Raw genomic sequence first — 18256 nt, forward strand, 5'->3', positions numbered from 1 at the left:
TGAGCGCTTAGACCAAGGGGCCGGCCTCCTGCGCCGGGGGCATCGGCGGGCGGACCCGGCCGCGCCGGCGCGAGAGCGCGACCCCGGCCAGGCAGACCGCGCCGCCGACCAGGGCCAGCGGTGGCGGCACCTCGTGGAGCAGCAGCCAGCCGAGCAGGATGACCAGGGGCGGCACCAGGTAGGTGGTGACAGCCAGCTTGCCGGCGTCCATGCGGCTCAGCGCGTACGCCCAGGTGGTGAACGCCAGCGCGGTCGGCACCGCGCCGAGGTACACCATGCCCAGCACCGAACCGGCCGGCGCGGCCGCGACCTCGTCGGCCAGGGCGCCGGCCCAGGGCAGCCAGCACACCGCGCCGATGGCGCAGGCGAGGAACGTGACCTGCAGGCCGGGCAGCCGCCGCAGCAGGGGCTTCTGCGCGACCACTCCCCCGGCGTAGGTGACCGCCGCGACGACGCAGAACACGACGCCGACGACATCGGTCTCCGCGCTCCGGGTGGCCAGGCCGATGAGCACGACACCGGTGAACGCGACGGCGATGCCCGCGATCAGCCAACGCGGGAAGCCCTCGCCCAGCAGCAGTCCGGCGAACGCCGCGATCAGGATCGGCCCGATGTTCACCAGCATCGCCGTCGTCCCGGCGTCCAGGTACTGCTCGGCTGCGTTGAGTGCGACGTTGTAGACGCCGAACCACCCGACGCCGCAGACGACGACGAGCGCCCACTCGGACCGGGTCGGCCGCACCCACCGCCGCGCACCGGCCAGCAGCAGGCCGAGGGCGGCGGTGCCGACCAGCAGGCGGCCGAGAGCGAGGGCTCCGGGTGAGAGGTCCTCACCCACGCCGCGGATGGCCACGAAGGTCGAGGCCCACGCGACGAGGGTGACCACCACGGCGAGGACCGTGCGGGCCCCGGGACCGCTCGGCGGCGTGGCCGGCACGGTGGCGGACGGGGCGAGCTGCGTGGTCACGACCGCAATCTAGGCAGGACCTCCGACCGGTTCCGGCGGTTTCCGGACGGGGCGTCGGTGTCGGCCGTCCCGCTGCGGGATCTGGCAGGACCGGTGCGGTTCGCCCGCTGCGTGCGCGGCCACCGGGCTCAGGTGGGCCAGCTCGAGGACGTCGACCAGCGCCGGCGTCCCGGAACGGGCTCCTGTCTCACCCGTGCAGGTGCTGGGTGTAGGTCCGCCGTCCGCGGGCGCCGCCGGTCGGCACCGCCGCGCCGTCCCGCAGCGCCGAGCTCATCCGGCCCGGGACGGGGGTCGCGACCACGTGCGTTCCTGGGGCGCGGGCCGAGACCCAGGCCCGGGCCAGGTCCGCGGCGGAGAGCTCCTCGGGGCCGCCGAACTCGACGGCGCCGCCGCCGGTGGGCCGGACACCACCTCGACGACGTGCGCAGCCACCTCGCCGGCGTCGACCGGCTGCACCCGCCAGCCCATCGGCACGGGCAGGACCGGCCCCTTGCGGGCAGAGTCGAGGAGGAAGTCGACGAGGTCGTGGAACTGGGTGACGCGCAGGAGGGTCACCGGCAGGCCGGAGGCGAGCAGCACCTGCTCGGCGGCGAACTTGGCGCGGTAGTAGCCGAAGGGGATGCGGTCGACCCCGACGATCGAGACGTAGACGAGGTGCCGCAGGCGCTCCCGGTCCGCCGCCTGGACCACCCGCCGGGTGCCTGCGACGTCGACCTCCCACGGGTCCCCGCCGGGGTATCCCGTCGCCGCGTGGACGACGACCTCCGCCCCGGCCAGCGCCGTCCCGAGATCCCGTCCGGTGGCCAGGTCACCCCGCACTCCGCCCGGGCCGGTGCCCCGGCGTGACATCTGCCGCACCGTGTGACCGGCGGCCTGCAGCGGCCCGAGGAGGTGCTGTCCGAGGCGGCCGGTGCCGCCGGTCACGAGAACGTCCACGCGTGGCTCCTATGTCAAGCCGCCTGCGGCAGGCAAGCCGCGGCGGGTTGGTCGGTGGGTCGTAGCAGGTTGAAGACGATGCGGGCCAGGCGTCGCTTGAGGGCGCGCAGGGCCTCCATCGAGCTGTCACCTTCGCTGCGTCGGCGCTGGTAGTAGGCGCGTCCGAGGCAGCCGTCGAGACGGATCTGGGTGACCGCGATGCGATGCAGCGCGGCGTTGAGCTGGCGGTTGCCGCCGCGGGCCAGTCGATGCCGGTTCGTCTTGCCCGAGGAGGCCGGGATCGGCGCTGCGCCGGCGTGCATGGCGAAACAGGCCTCGGAACGGAATCGGGTGGGGTTGGCCGTCTCGCCGACCAGCTTCGCGGCGGTGAGCGGCCCGCAGCCGGGCAGGTCGAGCAGCTGTGGCGCCTGCGCCGAGACCAGGCCGGTGATCTCCCGCTCGAGGGCATTGACCCGGACGGTCAGCTCGCGGATGTCGGTGAGGATCTCCAGCGCCAACCGCCGGACCAGTGAGGCCGGCAGCGCCTGGAGCCGGGCGTGCACCCGGTCCAGTTCCTTGGTCCGGTTCAGGCCGCGGGCGATCGGGTCGATGTCGGGATCGAGTTCGTGCAGGTGCCAGCGCAGCCGGTTCTGCGCCTTGGTGCGGATCTCCACCAGATCCTCGCGCCGGTCGACCAGCAGCTTCAGCTCTCGGGAGGCATGCGTGTGCTCGGCGCGGGCCAACCCGGGTTCACGCAGCGCCGCCCGGCCGATGGCCAGCGCGTCGATCGGATCGGACTTTCCCCGAGTGCGAGCACTCGTGCGGGTCTGGGCCATCAGCTTCGGCGGCACCCGCACCACGACCGCGGCCGCATCCAGCAGCGCCCGCTCCAGCCGCGACGACACATGCCGGCAGTCCTCGACCGCGAACTCCACCGACTCCTCGGTGAACTCCCGGCGCGCCCAGCGCAGCAGCTGCCGGTGCCCGGCGTCGGTGGCGCGCACCGTGACCGCCGATCCGACCTGCCGACCAGCCTCATCCACGGCCACCGCGCAGTGCGTCATCTTGTGGACGTCGATCCCAATCGTCATCACCATGGAGGCGTCTCCTTTCTGCAGGAGGGGACGGTTGGGCCGGCCGGCGGACACACCTCAGTGGGGGCGCAGCCACGCTCCTATCAAGTCACGCCGGTCGGCCCTGACCAGCGATGATCGGCACAACGCATGATCGCCAGCTCCACCAGGAGCGGCACGCAGTCTGCGAGCCAGATCATCACCGGCCAGGATCCCAACCCCCGCAACCAGACGGCGCGGTGCTCAGCACCCTGACACTGAGGTGCAGTCTGTCGGGCCGGCGGGGATCGGAACAGCCCCGTCCGCCGGCGACGGGGCAGGATGCCGGGGTGCCCGCTCCACATCCGCCGTCCGAACCCATCGACTCCGGCCTGCTCGACGTCGGGGGCGGCCACGCCGTCCACTGGGAGGTGCACGGCGCTCCCGGCGGCCTGCCGGCGGTGGTGGTGCACGGCGGGCCGGGCGCTCCGGCGAGGGGCATGCACCGGCTGCTCGACCCGGCGACCTGGCGCTGCGTCGTCCTCCATCAGCGCAACTGCGGCCTGAGCACGCCGTCGGCGGCCGACCCCGCCACCGACCTGTCGGGCAACACGACCGCTGCGCTGGTCACCGACATGGAGGCCGTGCGGGCGCACCTCGGCATCGACCGGTGGCTGGTGTTCGGCGCCTCGTGGGGCACGACGCTCGGGCTGGCCTACGCCGAGGCCCATCCCGAGCGGGTCTCGGCGATGGTGCTGCTGGCCGTCGGCACGACCGGCGAGCGCGAGGTCACCTGGATCACCAGGGACATGGGCCGGATCTGGCCGGAGGCGTGGGCGCGCTTCCGCGACGGCGTCCCCGAGGCCGACCGCGACGGCGACCTGGCGACCGCCTACGCACGACTGCTCGCCTCGCCCGACGCGGCGGTGCGCGAGGAGGCGGCGCGCAACTGGTGTGCCTGGGAGGACGTGCACGTCTCCCTCGACCCGGCGTGGCAGCCGAACCCGAGGTTCGAGGACCCCGTCTTCCGGCTGGAGTTCGCCCGGCTGGTCACGCACTACTGGTCGAACCGCGCCTTCCTCCCCGACGGCCAGCTGCTGCGCGATGCCGGCCGGCTGGCCGGCATCCCCGGCGTCCTGGTCACCGGCCGGTTCGACGTCAGCGGTCCGCCGGACATCGCCTGGCACCTGCACCGGGCCTGGCCCGGCAGCGAGCTGATCATCGAGGAGGGCGGTGGACACGGAACCGGGCAGGGCGCCGTCCTGGACGACGCCTTCACCCGGCTCGCCGGCGTCGTCGGCGTGGCGAACCGGTCCGGTCCGAGCGGTATCTCACAGACGAGATAACGTGTTCGGGTGACGCTGACCGATCTCCCCGTCGACAGGTCCCCCGCCCACGAGAGCACGCGACGGATCGGTGCGCTCGTCCGTGACGCCCGCCGGCACCGCGGACTCACCCAGCAGCAGCTGGCCGACCGGCTGGGCACCAGCCAGAGCGCCGTGGCCCGGATCGAGCAGGGCGGCCAGAACCTCACCCTGGAGCTCCTGAGCCGCCTCTCCGCTGCGCTGGACAGCGAGCTGATCAGCCTGGGGCCGACGGGCCCCACCCACCTCCGCGTGGCCGGCGGCCACCCGCTGCGCGGCAGCGTGACGGTGAAGTCGTCGAAGAACGCGGCGGTCGCGCTGCTCTGCGCCTCGCTGCTCAACCGTGGCCGGACGACGTTGCGCAACGTCGCCCGGATCGTCGAGGTCGACCGGATCCTCGACGTGCTGCGCTCGATCGGCGTCTCGGCCACCTGGGACGACAGCGGCCACGACCTCACCCTCGTCGTCCCCGAGCGGCTGGACCTAACCGGCATCGACGCCGACGCCGCCCGCCGGACCCGCAGCATCATCATGTTCCTCGGGCCCCTGCTACACCGGGCCGAGGAGTTCGAGCTGCCCTACGCCGGCGGGTGCGACCTCGGCACCCGCACGGTCCAGCCGCACATGATCGCGTTGCGGCCCTTCGGTCTGGAGGTCGAGGCGCACGCCGGCGAGTACCACGCGACGGTGCGGCGCGGCGGTCCGGCCGACCGCACGATCGTGCTGACCGAGCGCGGCGACACCGTGACGGAGAACGCCCTGCTGGCCGCGGCGCGCACCGAGGGCACCACGACGATCCGCAACGCCAGCTCGAACTACATGGTGCAGGACCTCTGCCTCTACCTGCAGCTCCTCGGGGTGGTCGTCGAGGGCCTGGGGACGACGACGCTCGTCGTCCACGGCCGCCCGGTGCTCGACGCGGACGTGGACTACACGATCAGCGAGGACCCGGTGGAGGCGATGAGCCTGCTCACCGCCGGCATCGTGACCGGGTCGGAGCTGACCGTGCGACGGGCGCCGGTCGAGTTCCTGGAGATCGAGCTCGCGGTCCTGGGCGAGATGGGGCTGCGCTACGAGCTGTCGCCGGAGTACCTCGCCGACAACGGCCACAGCCGCCTGGCCGACATCACGATCTCGCCGTCCACGCTCAAGGCGCCGATCGACAAGATCCACCCGATGCCGTTCCCGGGTCTCAACATCGACAACCTGCCGTTCTTCGCGGTCATCGCCGCGCAGGCCGAGGGGTCGACGCTGATCCACGACTAGGTCTACGACAACCGCGCGATCCACCTGTCCGACCTCACCCGGCTGGGCGCCGACGTCCGGCTGATGGACCCGCACCGGGTGCTGGTCAACGGCCCGACGCGGTGGTCGAGCGCCGAGGTGGTCTGCCCGCCGGCCCTGCGGCCGGCGGTCTGCATCCTGCTGGCCATGCTCGCGGCCAAGGGCACCTCGGTGCTGCGCAACGTCGACATCATCGCGCGCGGGTACGAGCACCTCTACGAGCGGCTGGTCGAGATGGGCGCCTCGATCGAGGTCTTCCACGACTGAAGAGCCACAACCGCGGTTTCGGCTCTTCAGTCGAGGAGCCGAAACCGCGGTTTCGGCTCTCAGGTGAGGACGACGCCTCCCCGGATGACCACTCGCGGTGGGGCATGGCGGGCGAGCAGGTCGACCGTGCGGGTCGCGTCGTGCACGAGCAGGTCCGCCGGACCGCCCGCCCGCAGGCCGTACTCCGACAGCCCCAGCACCCGGGCGGCCGAGGTCGTCACCAGGTCGACCAGCACCTCCTGCTGCGGCGACGAGCGCATGTCGAGCAGGTGCGCGGCGAGGAACGCCACCTCCAGCAGGTTGTGCCGGCCGAACGGGTAGTAGGCGTCCTCGATGTCGTCCTGCCCGAGCGCGACGTCGACGCCCAGGGCCAGCGCCCGCTCGACGGGCAGGGCCACCGAGCCGGTGTGCGGATCGCTCACCAGCCCGAGCCCCACCTGGCGCGCCAGTTCCAGGACGGCGGTCTGCCGGTCCGCGTCGTAGTGGCCGACCGCGCGGGCGTGGCAGGCGACGCCGCGGCCCTGCAGGCCGTGCCGCCGCAGAGCCTCGGCGAGCATCCGGGTGGTGTCGAACCGGGGGTCGGGTGCGTCGTCGGTCAGCATGGCGACGCGCCGTCCCAGGCGGGCGGCCAGCGCGCAGGCCCACTCGACGTGCGCCTCCTGGTCGTCCGTGGTGGCCTCGATCCACGGGATCCCGCCCACGACGTCGGCGCCGAGGCCCAGCGCCTCCTCGACCAGCTCGGCGGCGCCCGGGTCGCGCAGCACGCCGTCCTGGGGGAAGGCGACCACGTCGACGTCGACCCGGCCGCGGAACTCCTCGCGCGCAGCCAGCACGGCCTGCACGCCCACCAGCCCCGCGGCGGTGTCGACGTCGGCGAACGCCTGCACGTGCAGCACGCCGTTGCGCTCCCCGTCGGCCAGCGCCTCCCGGATCGCCGGCAGCAGCGCCTCCACCCGGTAGTGCTGCTTCACCGCGCGGGCGAGGTCGATGCCGCGGGCGGAGTCGGCCATCCCGTCGGCGGTGTAGGCCGCCAGGGCCGCGTCGCCGATCAGCGGCAGCGTCCGCACCTTGTCCAGATGCAGGTGCGCGTCGACGAAGGGCTCGGTCACCAGGCCGCCGTCCGCCGGGACGACCTGCGCCCCCGACGGCGCCGGCACCTCACCGGCCGGCGGGAGCGCGGTGACGACGCCGTCGGCGCAGTGGATGTCGACGACCCGCCCGCTCCGGAGCCGGGCCTCGGCGACGACGAGTGCGGAGATCATCGGGCAGACGTAGCAGATCTGCCCCGGAAGGTCACGCCAGGCTGACCCCGAAGCCGTGGACGGCGAGGCGCAGCAGCACCGGCCCCGGGCGCAGCAGGTCGGCGACCCGCGCGGCGCTGGCGGCCTCGAGGTCGGCGAGGCAGACCGCGTACTCCGCCGGCCCCCGGACGCGGGCGCGGTGCAGCTCCCCGGCGTTCGCCCACACCTTGCGGCGTGACTCCCGCAGGAACGCCCGGCTGGCACGGCGGTTCACCGGCGCCAGCAGCCGGTCCAGCGGGGTGCGCCGACCGCCCGCCCGCTCGAGAGCGACGTCCTCCGCCGCGACCCGTGCGGCCAACACGCCGTCGATCCGCTCGTGGTCGCGGTGCCGGACGGCGAGAACGCCCGGGGAGTCGAAGTCCGACGGACCGATCATGCGCACCAGTGACTGCGGCAGGTCGTAGTTGATGTGCGCGTTCATGCCGAGCAGCACGTGCGCCTCCGGCGGCAGCTCGGCGCGTGCGCCGAAGGCGCGTCGCCAGGGCGCGGGTGGTGCGAGCGGATCGGCGCGGTGGGCGGCGAGCGCGTCGAGGTAGAGGTCGGCGAAGTCGACCGTCCAGCCGGCCACCCACGCCGCGTCCTCGAAGCGCCCCGCCTCCAGCGCCGCCGACACCGCCCTCGTGGTCCGGAGGTAGGTGCCGAGGAAGAACCGCGCCGGGTCCGCCGCCGCCTCCAGCGTCCCGAGGATCTCCTCCTTGCGGGCCACGAGTGCGGCCACCGACGGCGGGCAGCTCAGAGCAGCGAGTCCAGGCCGTCGACGGGCGGCAGGGCCATCCCGGCCTCGATCGGCGGCCGGTGCGGCTGGTCCAGCCCCCGCATCCGGGCCGCGTGCAGGGCCAGCAGCAGGTTCAGCCGCAGCGTCGGGTCGGTGGTGAACGGCCCGAGCAGCCGCTCCAGCTTGCCGATCCGGTAGCGCATCGTGTTGTAGTGGAAGTGCAGCCGGCGGGCGGATTCGGCGACGTTGAGGTTGGTCTCCAGCAGCACCCGCAGGGTCTCGCGCAGATCTGCGGAGTCGGGGTCGGCGGCGTCGGCGAGCGGGCCGAGCACCTCGTCGACGTACGTGCGCAGCTCGGTGCTGTCGGGGATCAGCGAGAGCAGCCGGAAGACGCCCAGCTGGTCGAAGTGCGTGACCGACGACGCGCCGTGGATCTCCTGCCCCACACCGAGGGCTCGCTGGGCCTGGCGGTGCGCCTCGGCCAGCGCCGACAGCGAGTCCGCGGGCCGGCCGATGCCGGTGCCCAGCAGGCGGCCGACCCGCCGGAGCCGGCCGTTGACCCGTGAGGTGACCGCGGCGACCAGGGACGACAGCTCCTCCGGCGTGCGGCCGTCGAGCGGGAGCAGGGTCACGATCTCGGTGGCCAGCCCCGCCACGGCGGCGCCGGCCACCTCCGGTTCGAGCGCGGCGCGCCACCCGTCGGCCAGCCGGTCGAGCACGTCGAGGGCCTTGGTGGGATCGGCCTGCGCGTCGGCGACGGTCTCGGTAGCGGTGACGAGGACGGCGACCGGCCCGTCCAGCCGCCAGCCGAAGGACCGGGTGTAGGCCAGGGCGCGCTCGGTGTGCCCGACCGAGCCGCCGACCAGCCGCCGCACCAGGTCCCCCTGGAAGCGCAGCTCGACCGAGTGCACCGCCTGCAGGCGGATGACCGACAGCGCCGCGATCACTGCGGCGCGCTCCAGGACGCCACCGGCGCCCAGCATCATCGCGCCGGTGCGGTGCACGGCGACCAGCCAGCCGTGCCGCTGGTCACCGGCCATGATCGGCGCGACCGCGTACTCGCCCACGCCGCCGGGCAGCTCGTGGTGCCCGGGCACCAGCAGGATGCCGTCGGCCGGCGACAGGTCGGCGTCGGCCAGCACGTCGGCCGGCGTGACGACGGTCTGGTCGGCACGGACGCCCGACAGCCGGCGGGACGGCGTCAGCTCGGCCAGCGCGTCGTCGGCCGCGGCGTCGAGCAGCCACAGCCAGTCGCTGATCTCGGCGACGTCGTCGGCGGGACCGGCGCTGGTCACGACGTCCCGGTCGGGCCCCAGACCCAGGACGGCGGTGCCCTCGAGCATGACCGCCAGCCGCTGGGCGACCTGGGCCAGACCGCCGCCGGTGAGCGCGACCTCCATGAACTCGTCGTCCATGCGGGAGGTCAGGGCCAGCGCCTGGCTCTGCTTGCTGACGACGGCGCCGAGCACCGCGGACACCACCTCGTCCAGGCGCACGCCCGACGGGATCGCCAGGACCGGCAGGCCGCGTCGGTCGGCCTCGGCGAGCACCTCGCCAGGGACCGGGGCCGGCCCTTCGGTCCGGCGGAAGGCCAGCGCCGCCGCACCCAGCGAGTCCAGCCGCTCCACGAGCGCGCGGTAGTTCGCGGGGTCGGCCGGTGGCAGCCGGGCCCCGAGGACGACGAGGACGTCGGGGCCCGCGGCGGCCAGCGGATCGGCCGGGTCGTCGACCACCATGTGGCGGACCACGCGCCCGAGGCCCGCGGCTCCGGCGGCGACGGACGTGCCGACGAGGCCGGGCAGTGCCAGTGCCTCCTCGACGGTCAGGCCCATGCGTTCCTGCCAGCTCGTCCGGTCGTCCCGCGGCATCTCCGCGGGCGACTCGGCGACAGCCCAGTTACGCCGAAAAGGAAGTGATCCACTACGGTGCGTTGAGGCCACCAGCGAGGCATCACCCTGGGTCACGACGCAGTCCCCCTCTAGTCGTCGTCCAGGTTGCCATACACCAGATTCCTGTCAGGAGTCCCTGGACGCCGGGACCCATTCTTGGCGACATCCGCCATAAGACGGCGTGCGACGCGCCGCATAGGTTCGAGACCCGGTTCACCCCGCCCGCTGGATCGTAGGCCGTCGCCGACGCGAGACGTCGACCCCCTCCCCTCCGGTGAGCGAGGCGGAACGGGCTCGGGCGGGGGGTCGGCGCCTCCCGCCGTCCTCCGGTGAAGGGCCGCCGCCATGCGCACCATCGACTCCACCCCCGTCCCCGGTCCACGCACCTCGCCCGACGCGCCGGCGCGCGGTCGTGCGGCGCGCGCCGGGCTCCCCACGATCCCCCTCCCCGCGAGTCGGCGCAGGCGACCGCCCGCACCGCGCGGCCGGCGCGGCTGGCCACGGCCGTCCCGGCGTCGGCCAGCACCGGCGTGGCCGAGCTCCTCCGGGGGCCGGTCCGGGAGGCACGCGTGCTCCTGAGCGTGCCCGCCGCGGTGTACATCCACGTCCCCAACGACCGCGGCGGCGACGTCGTCGGCGTGCTGACCAGCGACGCGGCGCGGCTGCCGCTGGGCTGCGTGCTCTTCCGGCCGAGCAACGGGCGACCGCTCGTGGCGCTGCCCGGCGGTGCTCCGGCCCAGGTCGGCGGCGGTCGCATCGTCGTCGGCGACCTCGCGGTGAGCGCGGCCGCGTGGTGGAACCCGCGCCCCAAGCTGCCGAGTCTGCGCCCGGCCCTGCTGCCCGAGGGCGTGCGCCAGCTCCGCAACACCCTCTACGGCGAGGGCGTGCCGCACAGCGCGTTCACGCTCCCCGGGCTGCCCACCGGCCCGGGCGGCCCGCTGGCCGCCCTGCGCGGCGCGGTCCGCCGCGCGGACCTCGACGCCGCCCTGCGTACGGCGACGCGGCTGATCGGTCTCGGCCCGGGCCTCACGCCGGCCGGGGACGACGTCATGGCGGGCACGATCGCGGGGCTGGTGCTCCTCGGGCACCCGTCGGCGGAGCGCTTCGCCGCGGGCGTCTACGCGCTGGCGGCCGGTCGGACCACCGAGCTGTCGCGGGCACTGCTGCGGCACGCCGCCTGCGGACGGGTCAGCGGCGAGTACGCCGCGGTCCTGCACGCGCTGGTCGGCGAGCGGCCCCTGGCTCCGGCCGTGGCGGCGCTGCTCGGCACCGGTTCGACCAGCGGCCGGGCGATGGCGCTGGGTCTGTGCACCGCGATCGACCTCGTCGACCGGACGGCCCGCCCCCGCTGAGAAAGGACCGCCCCTTCCCCACGCCTCGCAAGCTCGGCGCGGGCCCCTGAAGGGCGGCCGTCAAGCGGCGGGGACGAGCGGGACGAGGCTGTCCCACTGCGCGATGCGGCACCCGTCGGTCCGCGACAGGTCCACGTCGACCCGCTCCCCCGCCCAGCGGCCCGTGACACTCGCCGTCTGCGGCCCGCCGTACTGCTCGGTGCACGCCACGTCGGTGGGCAGCGGCGCGAACGGGTCCGCCATGCCGTGGAGGTGGTCGCACGCGGCCTGCGGGTCGGGGTGGGAGCCCTCGGCCCGGCCGTCGCAGGACAGCGAGAACGTCTCGACGTCCGTGCTGTCGCTCGACCCGACGATCACCTGCAGGTAGTCGTCGGTGGGTGTGGTCGCGGAGACCTCCGGCGCCGTTCCGCAGCCCGCGAGCACGAGCGCGGCGAGGACGGCCCCGGTGCAGGGGCCCGCCGCGAGCCGGCGAGTGGTGGGGGGCACCGGGGCCCTTGCTCAGATCCGGGACGCGTGGATGCTGGTCACGAGGATCGCCCGGGCGCCGAGCTCCCACAGCTCGTCCATCACCCGGTTGGTGTCCTTCTGCCGCACCATCGCGCGCACCGCGGACCAGCCGGGCGTCTGCAGGGGGCTGACCGTCGGCCCCTCGAGCCCGGGGGTCACGGCGGTGGCCTTCTCCAGCAGGTCGTTGGGGCAGTCGTAGTCGAGCAGGACGTACTGGCGGGCGACCATCACCCCGCGCAGCCGCCGGCGCAGTTGCGCGACGGCCGGGATCTCCTCGGCGCCCTCGCGCCGCACCAGGATCGCCTCGCTGGCCAGCACCGGGTCACCGATGATCTGCAGGCCGGCCGCCCGCAGCGTCGTCCCGGTCTCCACGACGTCGCAGACGGCGTCGGCGACACCGAGCCGGCACGCCGTCTCCACCGCGCCGTCGAGCTTGACCACGCCCGCCTTGATGCCCGACTCCGACAGATACCGCTGCAGCAGCACCGGATAGGCGGTGGCGATCCGCTTGCCCGCCAGCTGGTCGACGCGCTCGATGCCCGACTCGACGGGGGCGGCGAAGCGGAAGGACGAGCGACCGAAGCCCAGCGGCATGACCTCGACCGCGGCGTGGCCCTCGCCGTCGTCCGGCGCGGTCTCCAGCAGCATGTCGCGGCCGGTGATGCCGACGTCCAGCGTGCCGGCTGCGACGTACACGGCGATGTCCCGAGGGCGCAGGTAGAAGAACTCGGTGTCGTTGTCGGGGTCGTAGACCGCGAGGTCCTTGGTGCTGCGCCGCTGGCGGTAGCCGCTCTCGGCGAGCATCTCGGCCGCGGGCTCGCTCAGGACGCCCTTGTTGGGCACGGCGATGCGCAGCACTCGAGGTCTCCTCGGACGTGAGATGACAGGGCGGCCCTCGAGCAGGGACCCGCGGCGCGCGGAGCGTGCCGTGGGGGGCTCGAGGGTCCTTTCTCAGAGGTGAGCGTAGACGTCGTCGAGGGTGAGTCCCCGCGTCAGCATGAGGACCTGCACCCGATAGAGGAGCTGGCTGATCTCCTCCGCCGTCCGCTCGTTGGTCTCGTGCTCGGCGGCCATCCATGCCTCGGAGGCCTCTTCGACGACCTTCTTCCCCGCCGCGTGGACCCCGTCGCGCACCGCCTGCACGGTGCCGGACCCCGCCTCGGCGGCGGCCACCTTCGCCGACAGCTCGGCGAACAGCTCGTCGAAGGTCTTCACGACATCCCCGCCGTGAAGCCCGTGCGGCGCTGTGGCGAGCGCAGCTCGCGCAGGGTCAGGGCGGTGGCGAGCGCCGCGACGGCGGCCTCCCACCCCTTGTCCTCGGCGGAGCCGGTCAGGCCGGCGCGGTCCCGCGCCTGCTGCTCGGTGTCACAGGTGAGGACGCCGTTGCCGACCGGCTTGCCGGCGTCGAGGGCGACCCGGGTCAGCCCGGCGGTGACCGCGTCGCAGACGTACTCGAAGTGCGGCGTGCCGCCCCGGACGACCACGCCGAGGGCGACGACGGCGTCGTGCCGCTCGGCGAGGGCCTGGGCGACCACGGGCAGCTCGACGGCCCCGGGCACCCGCACGACCGTGGTGTCGACGACACCGCTGGCCTTCGCCGCCTCGACGGCGCGCGCCAGCAACTGGTCGGTGAGCTCGCCGTGCCACGTGGTGGCGACGATGCCCAGGCTCAGCCCGGCCGCGTCCACCGGCTCCGCCTGAGGCGCTCCGGCCCCGCTCATGACGGCTGCTCGTCGACGCGGACGGGCACGTTCTCGGGGATCGGGTCGGCGTGCGGCGGGGTGTCCGCCGGACCGCCCTCGGTCTCCGGCTCGATGATGTCGAGCAGGTGTCCCATGCGGTCGCGCTTGGTGCGCAGGTAACTGAGGTTCTCGGCGGTCACGTGGCTGGGCAGCGGCACGCGGCCGACGATCTTGAGCCCGTAGCCCTCGAGCCCCGCCCGCTTGGCGGGGTTGTTGCTCAGCAGCCGCATCGTGCGCACGCCCAGGTCGACCAGGATCTGTGCGCCGGTGCCGTAGTCACGGGCGTCGGCGGGCAGCCCGAGGTCGAGGTTGGCGTCGACGGTGTCGAGCCCGAGGTCCTGCAGCTGGTAGGCCTGCAGCTTGTGCAGGAGGCCGATCCCCCGGCCCTCGTGCCCCCGGATGTAGAGCACGATGCCGCGGCCCTCCTGGGCCACGGCGGCCAGCGCGGCCTGCAGCTGCGGACCGCAGTCGCAGCGCAACGAGCCGAAGACGTCGCCGGTCAGGCACTCGGAGTGCACGCGGACGAGCACGTCGTTGCCGTCGCCGATCTCGCCGTAGACGAACGCCACGTGCTCGCGCTCGTCGTACGAGCTGCGGTAGCCGACGGCGGTGAAGGTGCCGGGCACCAGCGGGACGATCGCTTCGGCGACCCGTTCGACGAGCTTGTCGAACCGCTTGCGGTAGGCGATCAGGTCGGCGATCGAGATCATCACCAGGTCGTGCTCGTCGGCGAAGACGCGCAGCTCCTCGCCACGGGCCATGCCGGTGGGGTCCTTCTCGCTGACGATCTCGCACAGCGTGCCCGAGGGCCGCAGTCCGGCGAGCACGGCCAGGTCGACGGCGGCCTCCGTGTGCCCGGGTCGGCGCAGCACCCCGCCGTCCTTGGCGCGCAGCGGCACGATGTGACCGGGCCGGCTGAGGTCCTGTGCGGTGGTGTCGGCGGCGGCCAGCGTCCGGATCGTGGTGGCCCGGTCGGCCGCGGAGATGCCCGTGGTGATGCCCTCGCGGGCGTCGACGGTGACCGTGTAAGCGGTGCCGTGCCGGTCCTGGTTGACCCGGAACATGGGCGGCAGGTCGAGCCGGTCGGCGTCGCCCTCGGTCACCGCGACGCAGATGTAGCCCGACGTGTACCGGACCATGAACGCGACGAGGTCGGGGGTCGCCAGCTCGGAGGCGAAGATGAGGTCGCCCTCGTTCTCGCGGTCCTCGTCGTCGATGACGACGACCGGCTTGCCGCTCTTGATCGCGGCGATGGCGGTCTCGATGGAGTCGAGCCGGCCCAGGGGTCCCGTCATCGCGGGGCTCCCAGCAGCCGCTCGACGTACTTGGCGATCACGTCGACCTCCAGGTTGACGGGGTCCCCCGGCGCCAGGGTGCCCAGCGTGGTCTCGCGGAGGGTGGTGGGGATGAGGCTGACCTCGAACCACGGCTCGGGGACCTCGGCGGCGCTGACGGCGCTCACGGTCAGCGAGACGCCGTCGACGGCGATCGAGCCCTTCTCGACGACGTAGCGGGCGAGCTCACGGGGCAGCCCCAGGCGGACGACCTCCCAGCGCTCGCCGGGGGTGCGGGCGATGACGTGGCCCATCCCGTCGACGTGGCCCTGCATCAGGTGCCCGCCGAGCCGGGTGTGCGGCGTGACCGCCCGCTCGAGATTGACCGGCTGCCCTGCGGCGGCCTCGCCGAGACTGCTGCGGCGCAGCGTCTCGGCCATCACGTCGGTGCTCCAGACTCCGTCGTCCACTCCGGTCACGGTGAGGCAGACGCCGTTGACGGCGATGGAGTCGCCGAGGGCGACGCCCTGCAGGACGCGATCGGCCCGGATGCGCAGGACCGCTGCGTCTCCCGCAGGTCCTCCTCGCTCCTCGCGGACGACGACGGTGCCCACCTCTTCGACGATGCCGGTGAACACCTCAACTCCCTCCGTGCGCGGACTGCCGGCCCCCAGTGTGACGGTTGGGACGCAGCCGGAGCTGCACGTCCCCGCCCAGGGGGGTGACCTCGACGATCGAGAAGGTCAGCGCGCCACCGATCGAGGGAATTCCCAGGTCGCTGACCAGGGACGGGCCGGCGCCGAGCAGCTTCGGTGCGACGTGGATCACCGCCTCGTCCACCAGCCCGTCGCGCAGGAACGCGGCGGCCAGGGTGGGCCCGCCTTCGAGCAGCACCCGGCGGACGTCACGCTCGAAGAGCTCGGCGAGCAGGGCCGCGGGGTCGGCCGCGCGGCTGACCAGCGTGGGGGCCGCGTCGTCGAGCACGCGGGCGGTCTCCGGCAGGCGGCCCTGGCGGTCGGCGATCACCCGCAGCGGCCGCCGCCCCGAGCCGTCGCGCACGGTCAGCTGCGGGTCGTCGGTCAGCGCCGTCCCCACACCGACCACCACCGCGTCGCAGGTGGCCCGCAGCCGGTGGACGGCGGCCCGCGCCTGCTCGCCGGTGATCCAGCGGCTGCTGCCGTCGGCTGCGGCCACCCGCCCGTCGAGGGTCGCAGCGGTCTTCCAGACGACGAACGGCCGGTACTCGCGGACGCCGGTCAGCCAGCCGGCCAGGGCGCCGTCCTCCGCCTCGGACCGCTCGACCCCGAGGACGACGTCGACGCCCGCGGCGCGCAGCCGCTCCGCTCCCCCGGCGGCCAGCTCCGTCGGCTCCGGGACGGCGACGACGACGCGGGCGATGCCGGCGGCGAGCAGCGCGTCGGCGCACGGCCCGGTCCGGCCGGTGTGCGCGCACGGCTCGAGGGTGACGACGGCCGTGCCGCCGCGGGCCCGCTCGCCGGCCGCGGCCAGGGCCACCACCTCGGCGTGCGGCCCGCCCGGGGGCGCGGTCGCCCCCTCGCCGGCCGGCCCGCCCTCCGCGTCGAGGATCACGGCACCGACCGGCGGGTTCGGGCTCGTCGTCCCCAGGACAGCGGCACCCAGCTCGCGGGCCCGGGCCATCGCCCGGAGCTCCGTGGGACCGACGGTCACGCCGGCATGGCTCCGGCGGCCTGCGCCCGCAGGGCCTCGATCGCCTTCCCTGGATCGTCGGCCCCGTAGACCGCCGAGCCGGCCACGAAGACGTCGGCACCGGCCGCTGCGGCCTGCTCGATCGTGTCGGCGTTGATGCCGCCGTCCACCTCGACGAACAGCGTCAGGTGGCCGGCGTCGACGAGCTCACGGGCGCGGCGCACCTTGGGCAGGACGTCGGCGATGAACTCCTGTCCCCCGAAGCCGGGCTCGACGGTCATGACCAGCAGGGTGTCGAAGTCGCGGAGGACGTCGAGGAAGCCCTCGAGCGGCGTCCCGGGCTTGAGGGCCAGACCCGCGAGCGCGCCGGCGGCGCGGATGTCCCGGGCCACGGCCCGGGGGTCGGCGGCGGCCTCGGCGTGGATCGTGACGTTGCCGGCGCCGGCCTCGGCGTAGCCCGGCGCCCAGCGCTCCGGGTTCTCGATCATCAGGTGACAGTCGAGGGGCACCGGGCTGACCGCCTGTACCGCCGCCATGACCGGCAGGCCGAAGGTCAGGTTGGGCACGAAGTGCGCGTCCATGACGTCGAAGTGCAGCCAGTCCGCGTCGGAGACCCGCCGGGACTCCTCGGCCAGGCGCGCGAAGTCCGCCGACAGCAGGCTCGGCGCGATCATCGGTTCCCGGGGCACGTCCGCCGAGTCTAGGTGCCGGGCCGAACCACCCCTCCTCCGCGCGGCGGCCGCCCCAGCCCCGGGTCGGCCCTAGGCTTCGCCCGTGGCCGACGACCGAATGCAGCACGTGGAGGCCGAGGCGGCGGCGCAGCCTGCGGCGGAGGTCGGCTGGCAGCCGGTGGACTGGGCCGCCGAGCTGCGCCGGCGACGGTCCGCCGAGTGGCGGAACGTGACGCTGCTCGTCGCGGTGCTCCTCGCCGTCCCGCTGGTGAGCACCCTGGTCCTCGAGCGGCCGATGGGTGCCTCGGACTGGATCTGGCTCGCGTTGGCGCTCCTCGTGAGCGGCGACGCGAGCCTGTCGCATGCCACGGCGTCCGGACGGGTGCAATGGGAGGAGGCGGCCCGTCAGGAGGTCCGCATCGAGCACGCCCTGCGCACGCACGTGAGCATCGGCGCCGGCGATCGGGAGCTGGTCACGAAGCGGGCGCGGGCGATCCGGTGGTGGTCGACGGCGGCCTTCGTCGTGTGCCCCCTGCTGTGCGCCGCCGCGCTCGCAGGGATGCAGGAAGCGGGCTTGAACGTCGTCGGGAGGGCGGCGGCCAGCGTGGCCGTCGTCCTCGTGTGCGGGTTGCTCGTGGTGTCCCGGTGGCGCCGGCTCCGGCTGGCACGGCGCTGGCTGGGCGATCCGCTGCCCCGCGAGACGGGTCCGCAGTGGTGAACCCCGAGGAGGGGATCACCGTCAGGCTGGCCGCGCTCTGCCTGGACGACAAGGGCCGGCTGCTGGACTACGGCCTGTGGGACGTCGCCGCACGAGGCGCACTGCTCGTGGACCTCGCGCGTGCCGGCCGGCTCACCGACGAGCCGGACGGGGTCGTCGTCGACGGCACGCCGACCGCCTTCGGCCCGGCCGACCGGCTGCTGGCCGCCGTTCTGATCGAGCCCGAGCAGTCGCTGGACTGGTGGCTGGAGCATGGCGGAGTGCGCATGCGCGAGGTGGCCGAGGCCTGCGTGGCCGCCGGGCTGTGGACCGAGAGCCGGTCACTGCTGGGAACGCGCTACACCGATCACACGCCGCTCGCCGACCAGGAGCTGGACCCGGAGCATCCCGACACAGCGGCGGTACTGGCGCTGGCGACGGCCTGCGGTGCGCTGGGACCGCCGGACGAGATCGGCGAGGAGCAACTGGTGCGCACCGGCCCCCTGCGCTGGATCTGCGAGGCCGTCACCGACCACCTGCACCGCTCTCACCGGCGCAACCTCGGGATCGGCGCTGCCGGCCCCTTCTGAC

Annotated in this window: 18 protein-coding genes and 1 pseudogene; 5 read left to right on the forward strand and 14 right to left on the reverse strand. The window is 74.3% G+C overall.

Going from position 1 to position 18256, the window contains the following annotated elements; all coding sequences use genetic code 11:
* Positions 1 to 7 precede the first annotated feature (7 nt).
* The 3 genes from MVA48_RS05015 to MVA48_RS05025 form a co-directional block, all read right to left on the reverse strand.
* Positions 8 to 967 carry a DMT family transporter gene (locus tag MVA48_RS05015; protein ID WP_246986466.1) on the reverse strand — a complete coding sequence of 320 codons (960 nt, stop codon included), beginning with the start codon at positions 965 to 967 and terminating at the stop codon, positions 8 to 10.
* A 270-nt stretch (positions 968 to 1237) separates the two neighbouring features.
* A complete protein-coding gene (locus tag MVA48_RS05020) occupies positions 1238 to 1903 on the reverse strand; it encodes an SDR family oxidoreductase (RefSeq protein ID WP_246986468.1) in 666 nt (221 codons plus the stop codon).
* A 14-nt stretch (positions 1904 to 1917) separates the two neighbouring features.
* Complete coding sequence (locus MVA48_RS05025) at positions 1918 to 2979, reverse strand: IS110 family transposase (RefSeq protein WP_246986470.1); 1062 nt, start codon at positions 2977 to 2979, stop codon at positions 1918 to 1920.
* Positions 2980 to 3284: 305 nt separating this feature from the next.
* Between MVA48_RS05025 and pip the strand changes: the two genes are divergently transcribed.
* Entirely contained in the window at positions 3285 to 4280 is a 996-nt protein-coding gene (pip, locus tag MVA48_RS05030; protein WP_246986472.1) for a prolyl aminopeptidase, read from the forward strand.
* A 9-nt stretch (positions 4281 to 4289) separates the two neighbouring features.
* Positions 4290 to 5849 (forward strand): annotated as a pseudogene (locus MVA48_RS05035) (helix-turn-helix domain-containing protein).
* Between the two features lie 59 nt (positions 5850 to 5908).
* Here the strand turns inward: MVA48_RS05035 and MVA48_RS05040 are convergent.
* The 3 genes from MVA48_RS05040 to MVA48_RS05050 are packed head-to-tail and all read right to left on the reverse strand — an operon-like array spanning position 5909 to position 9733.
* Positions 5909 to 7111 carry an amidohydrolase family protein gene (locus MVA48_RS05040; RefSeq protein ID WP_246986473.1) on the reverse strand — a complete coding sequence of 401 codons (1203 nt, stop codon included), beginning with the start codon at positions 7109 to 7111 and terminating at the stop codon, positions 5909 to 5911.
* 31 nt (positions 7112 to 7142) lie between these two features.
* Positions 7143 to 7868 carry a DUF5995 family protein gene (locus tag MVA48_RS05045; protein ID WP_246986475.1) on the reverse strand — a complete coding sequence of 242 codons (726 nt, stop codon included), beginning with the start codon at positions 7866 to 7868 and terminating at the stop codon, positions 7143 to 7145.
* Positions 7869 to 7882: 14 nt separating this feature from the next.
* Positions 7883 to 9733: a PucR family transcriptional regulator gene (locus MVA48_RS05050; protein WP_246986477.1), complete on the reverse strand. Its 1851-nt coding sequence runs from the start codon at positions 9731 to 9733 to the stop codon at positions 7883 to 7885.
* Positions 9734 to 10323: 590 nt separating this feature from the next.
* On the opposite strand from MVA48_RS05050, the gene MVA48_RS05055 reads away from it, so the two are divergent.
* Complete coding sequence (locus MVA48_RS05055) at positions 10324 to 11106, forward strand: DUF2877 domain-containing protein (RefSeq protein ID WP_246986479.1); 783 nt, start codon at positions 10324 to 10326, stop codon at positions 11104 to 11106.
* A gap of 60 nt (positions 11107 to 11166) precedes the next feature.
* On the opposite strand, the gene MVA48_RS05060 is transcribed toward MVA48_RS05055, so the two are convergent.
* From MVA48_RS05060 to rpe, 8 genes are all read right to left on the reverse strand, one after another.
* Positions 11167 to 11592 (reverse strand): SSI family serine proteinase inhibitor, encoded by a 426-nt coding sequence (locus tag MVA48_RS05060; RefSeq protein ID WP_246986481.1) that lies wholly within the window; start codon positions 11590 to 11592, stop codon positions 11167 to 11169.
* 12 nt (positions 11593 to 11604) lie between these two features.
* Positions 11605 to 12471: an ATP phosphoribosyltransferase gene (gene hisG / locus MVA48_RS05065; RefSeq protein ID WP_246986483.1), complete on the reverse strand. Its 867-nt coding sequence runs from the start codon at positions 12469 to 12471 to the stop codon at positions 11605 to 11607.
* A gap of 93 nt (positions 12472 to 12564) precedes the next feature.
* The gene (locus MVA48_RS05070) at positions 12565 to 12828 is read right to left on the reverse strand and encodes a phosphoribosyl-ATP diphosphatase (RefSeq protein WP_246986485.1); all 264 of its coding nucleotides are present in this window, start codon (positions 12826 to 12828) and stop codon (positions 12565 to 12567) included.
* The gene (gene ribH, locus MVA48_RS05075) at positions 12825 to 13334 is read right to left on the reverse strand and encodes a 6,7-dimethyl-8-ribityllumazine synthase (protein ID WP_246986487.1); all 510 of its coding nucleotides are present in this window, start codon (positions 13332 to 13334) and stop codon (positions 12825 to 12827) included. Before ribH ends, MVA48_RS05070 begins: the two co-directional genes overlap by 4 nt.
* Positions 13331 to 14650, reverse strand: coding sequence for a bifunctional 3,4-dihydroxy-2-butanone-4-phosphate synthase/GTP cyclohydrolase II (locus tag MVA48_RS05080; RefSeq protein ID WP_246986489.1), 1320 nt, complete (start codon positions 14648 to 14650; stop codon positions 13331 to 13333). The genes ribH and MVA48_RS05080 overlap by 4 nt, the downstream gene beginning before the upstream one ends.
* Entirely contained in the window at positions 14647 to 15267 is a 621-nt protein-coding gene (locus tag MVA48_RS05085; protein ID WP_246986491.1) for a riboflavin synthase, read from the reverse strand. Before MVA48_RS05085 ends, MVA48_RS05080 begins: the two co-directional genes overlap by 4 nt.
* Before the next feature lies 1 nt (position 15268).
* Complete coding sequence (ribD, locus tag MVA48_RS05090) at positions 15269 to 16318, reverse strand: bifunctional diaminohydroxyphosphoribosylaminopyrimidine deaminase/5-amino-6-(5-phosphoribosylamino)uracil reductase RibD (RefSeq protein WP_246986493.1); 1050 nt, start codon at positions 16316 to 16318, stop codon at positions 15269 to 15271.
* The gene (gene rpe, locus MVA48_RS05095) at positions 16315 to 16986 is read right to left on the reverse strand and encodes a ribulose-phosphate 3-epimerase (RefSeq protein WP_246986494.1); all 672 of its coding nucleotides are present in this window, start codon (positions 16984 to 16986) and stop codon (positions 16315 to 16317) included. The genes ribD and rpe overlap by 4 nt, the downstream gene beginning before the upstream one ends.
* An 85-nt stretch (positions 16987 to 17071) precedes the next feature.
* Here rpe and MVA48_RS05100 point away from each other — a divergent pair, with 85 nt between their 5' ends.
* Positions 17072 to 17686 (forward strand): hypothetical protein, encoded by a 615-nt coding sequence (locus MVA48_RS05100; RefSeq protein WP_246986496.1) that lies wholly within the window; start codon positions 17072 to 17074, stop codon positions 17684 to 17686.
* Positions 17683 to 18255, forward strand: a complete 573-nt coding sequence (locus tag MVA48_RS05105; protein ID WP_246986498.1) for a GPP34 family phosphoprotein — start codon at positions 17683 to 17685, stop codon at positions 18253 to 18255. Before MVA48_RS05100 ends, MVA48_RS05105 begins: the two co-directional genes overlap by 4 nt.
* Position 18256: the final 1 nt, after the last annotated feature.

It is taken from the genome of Blastococcus sp. PRF04-17 (genome assembly GCF_023016265.1).
Lineage (GTDB): Bacteria > Actinomycetota > Actinomycetes > Mycobacteriales > Geodermatophilaceae > Blastococcus_B.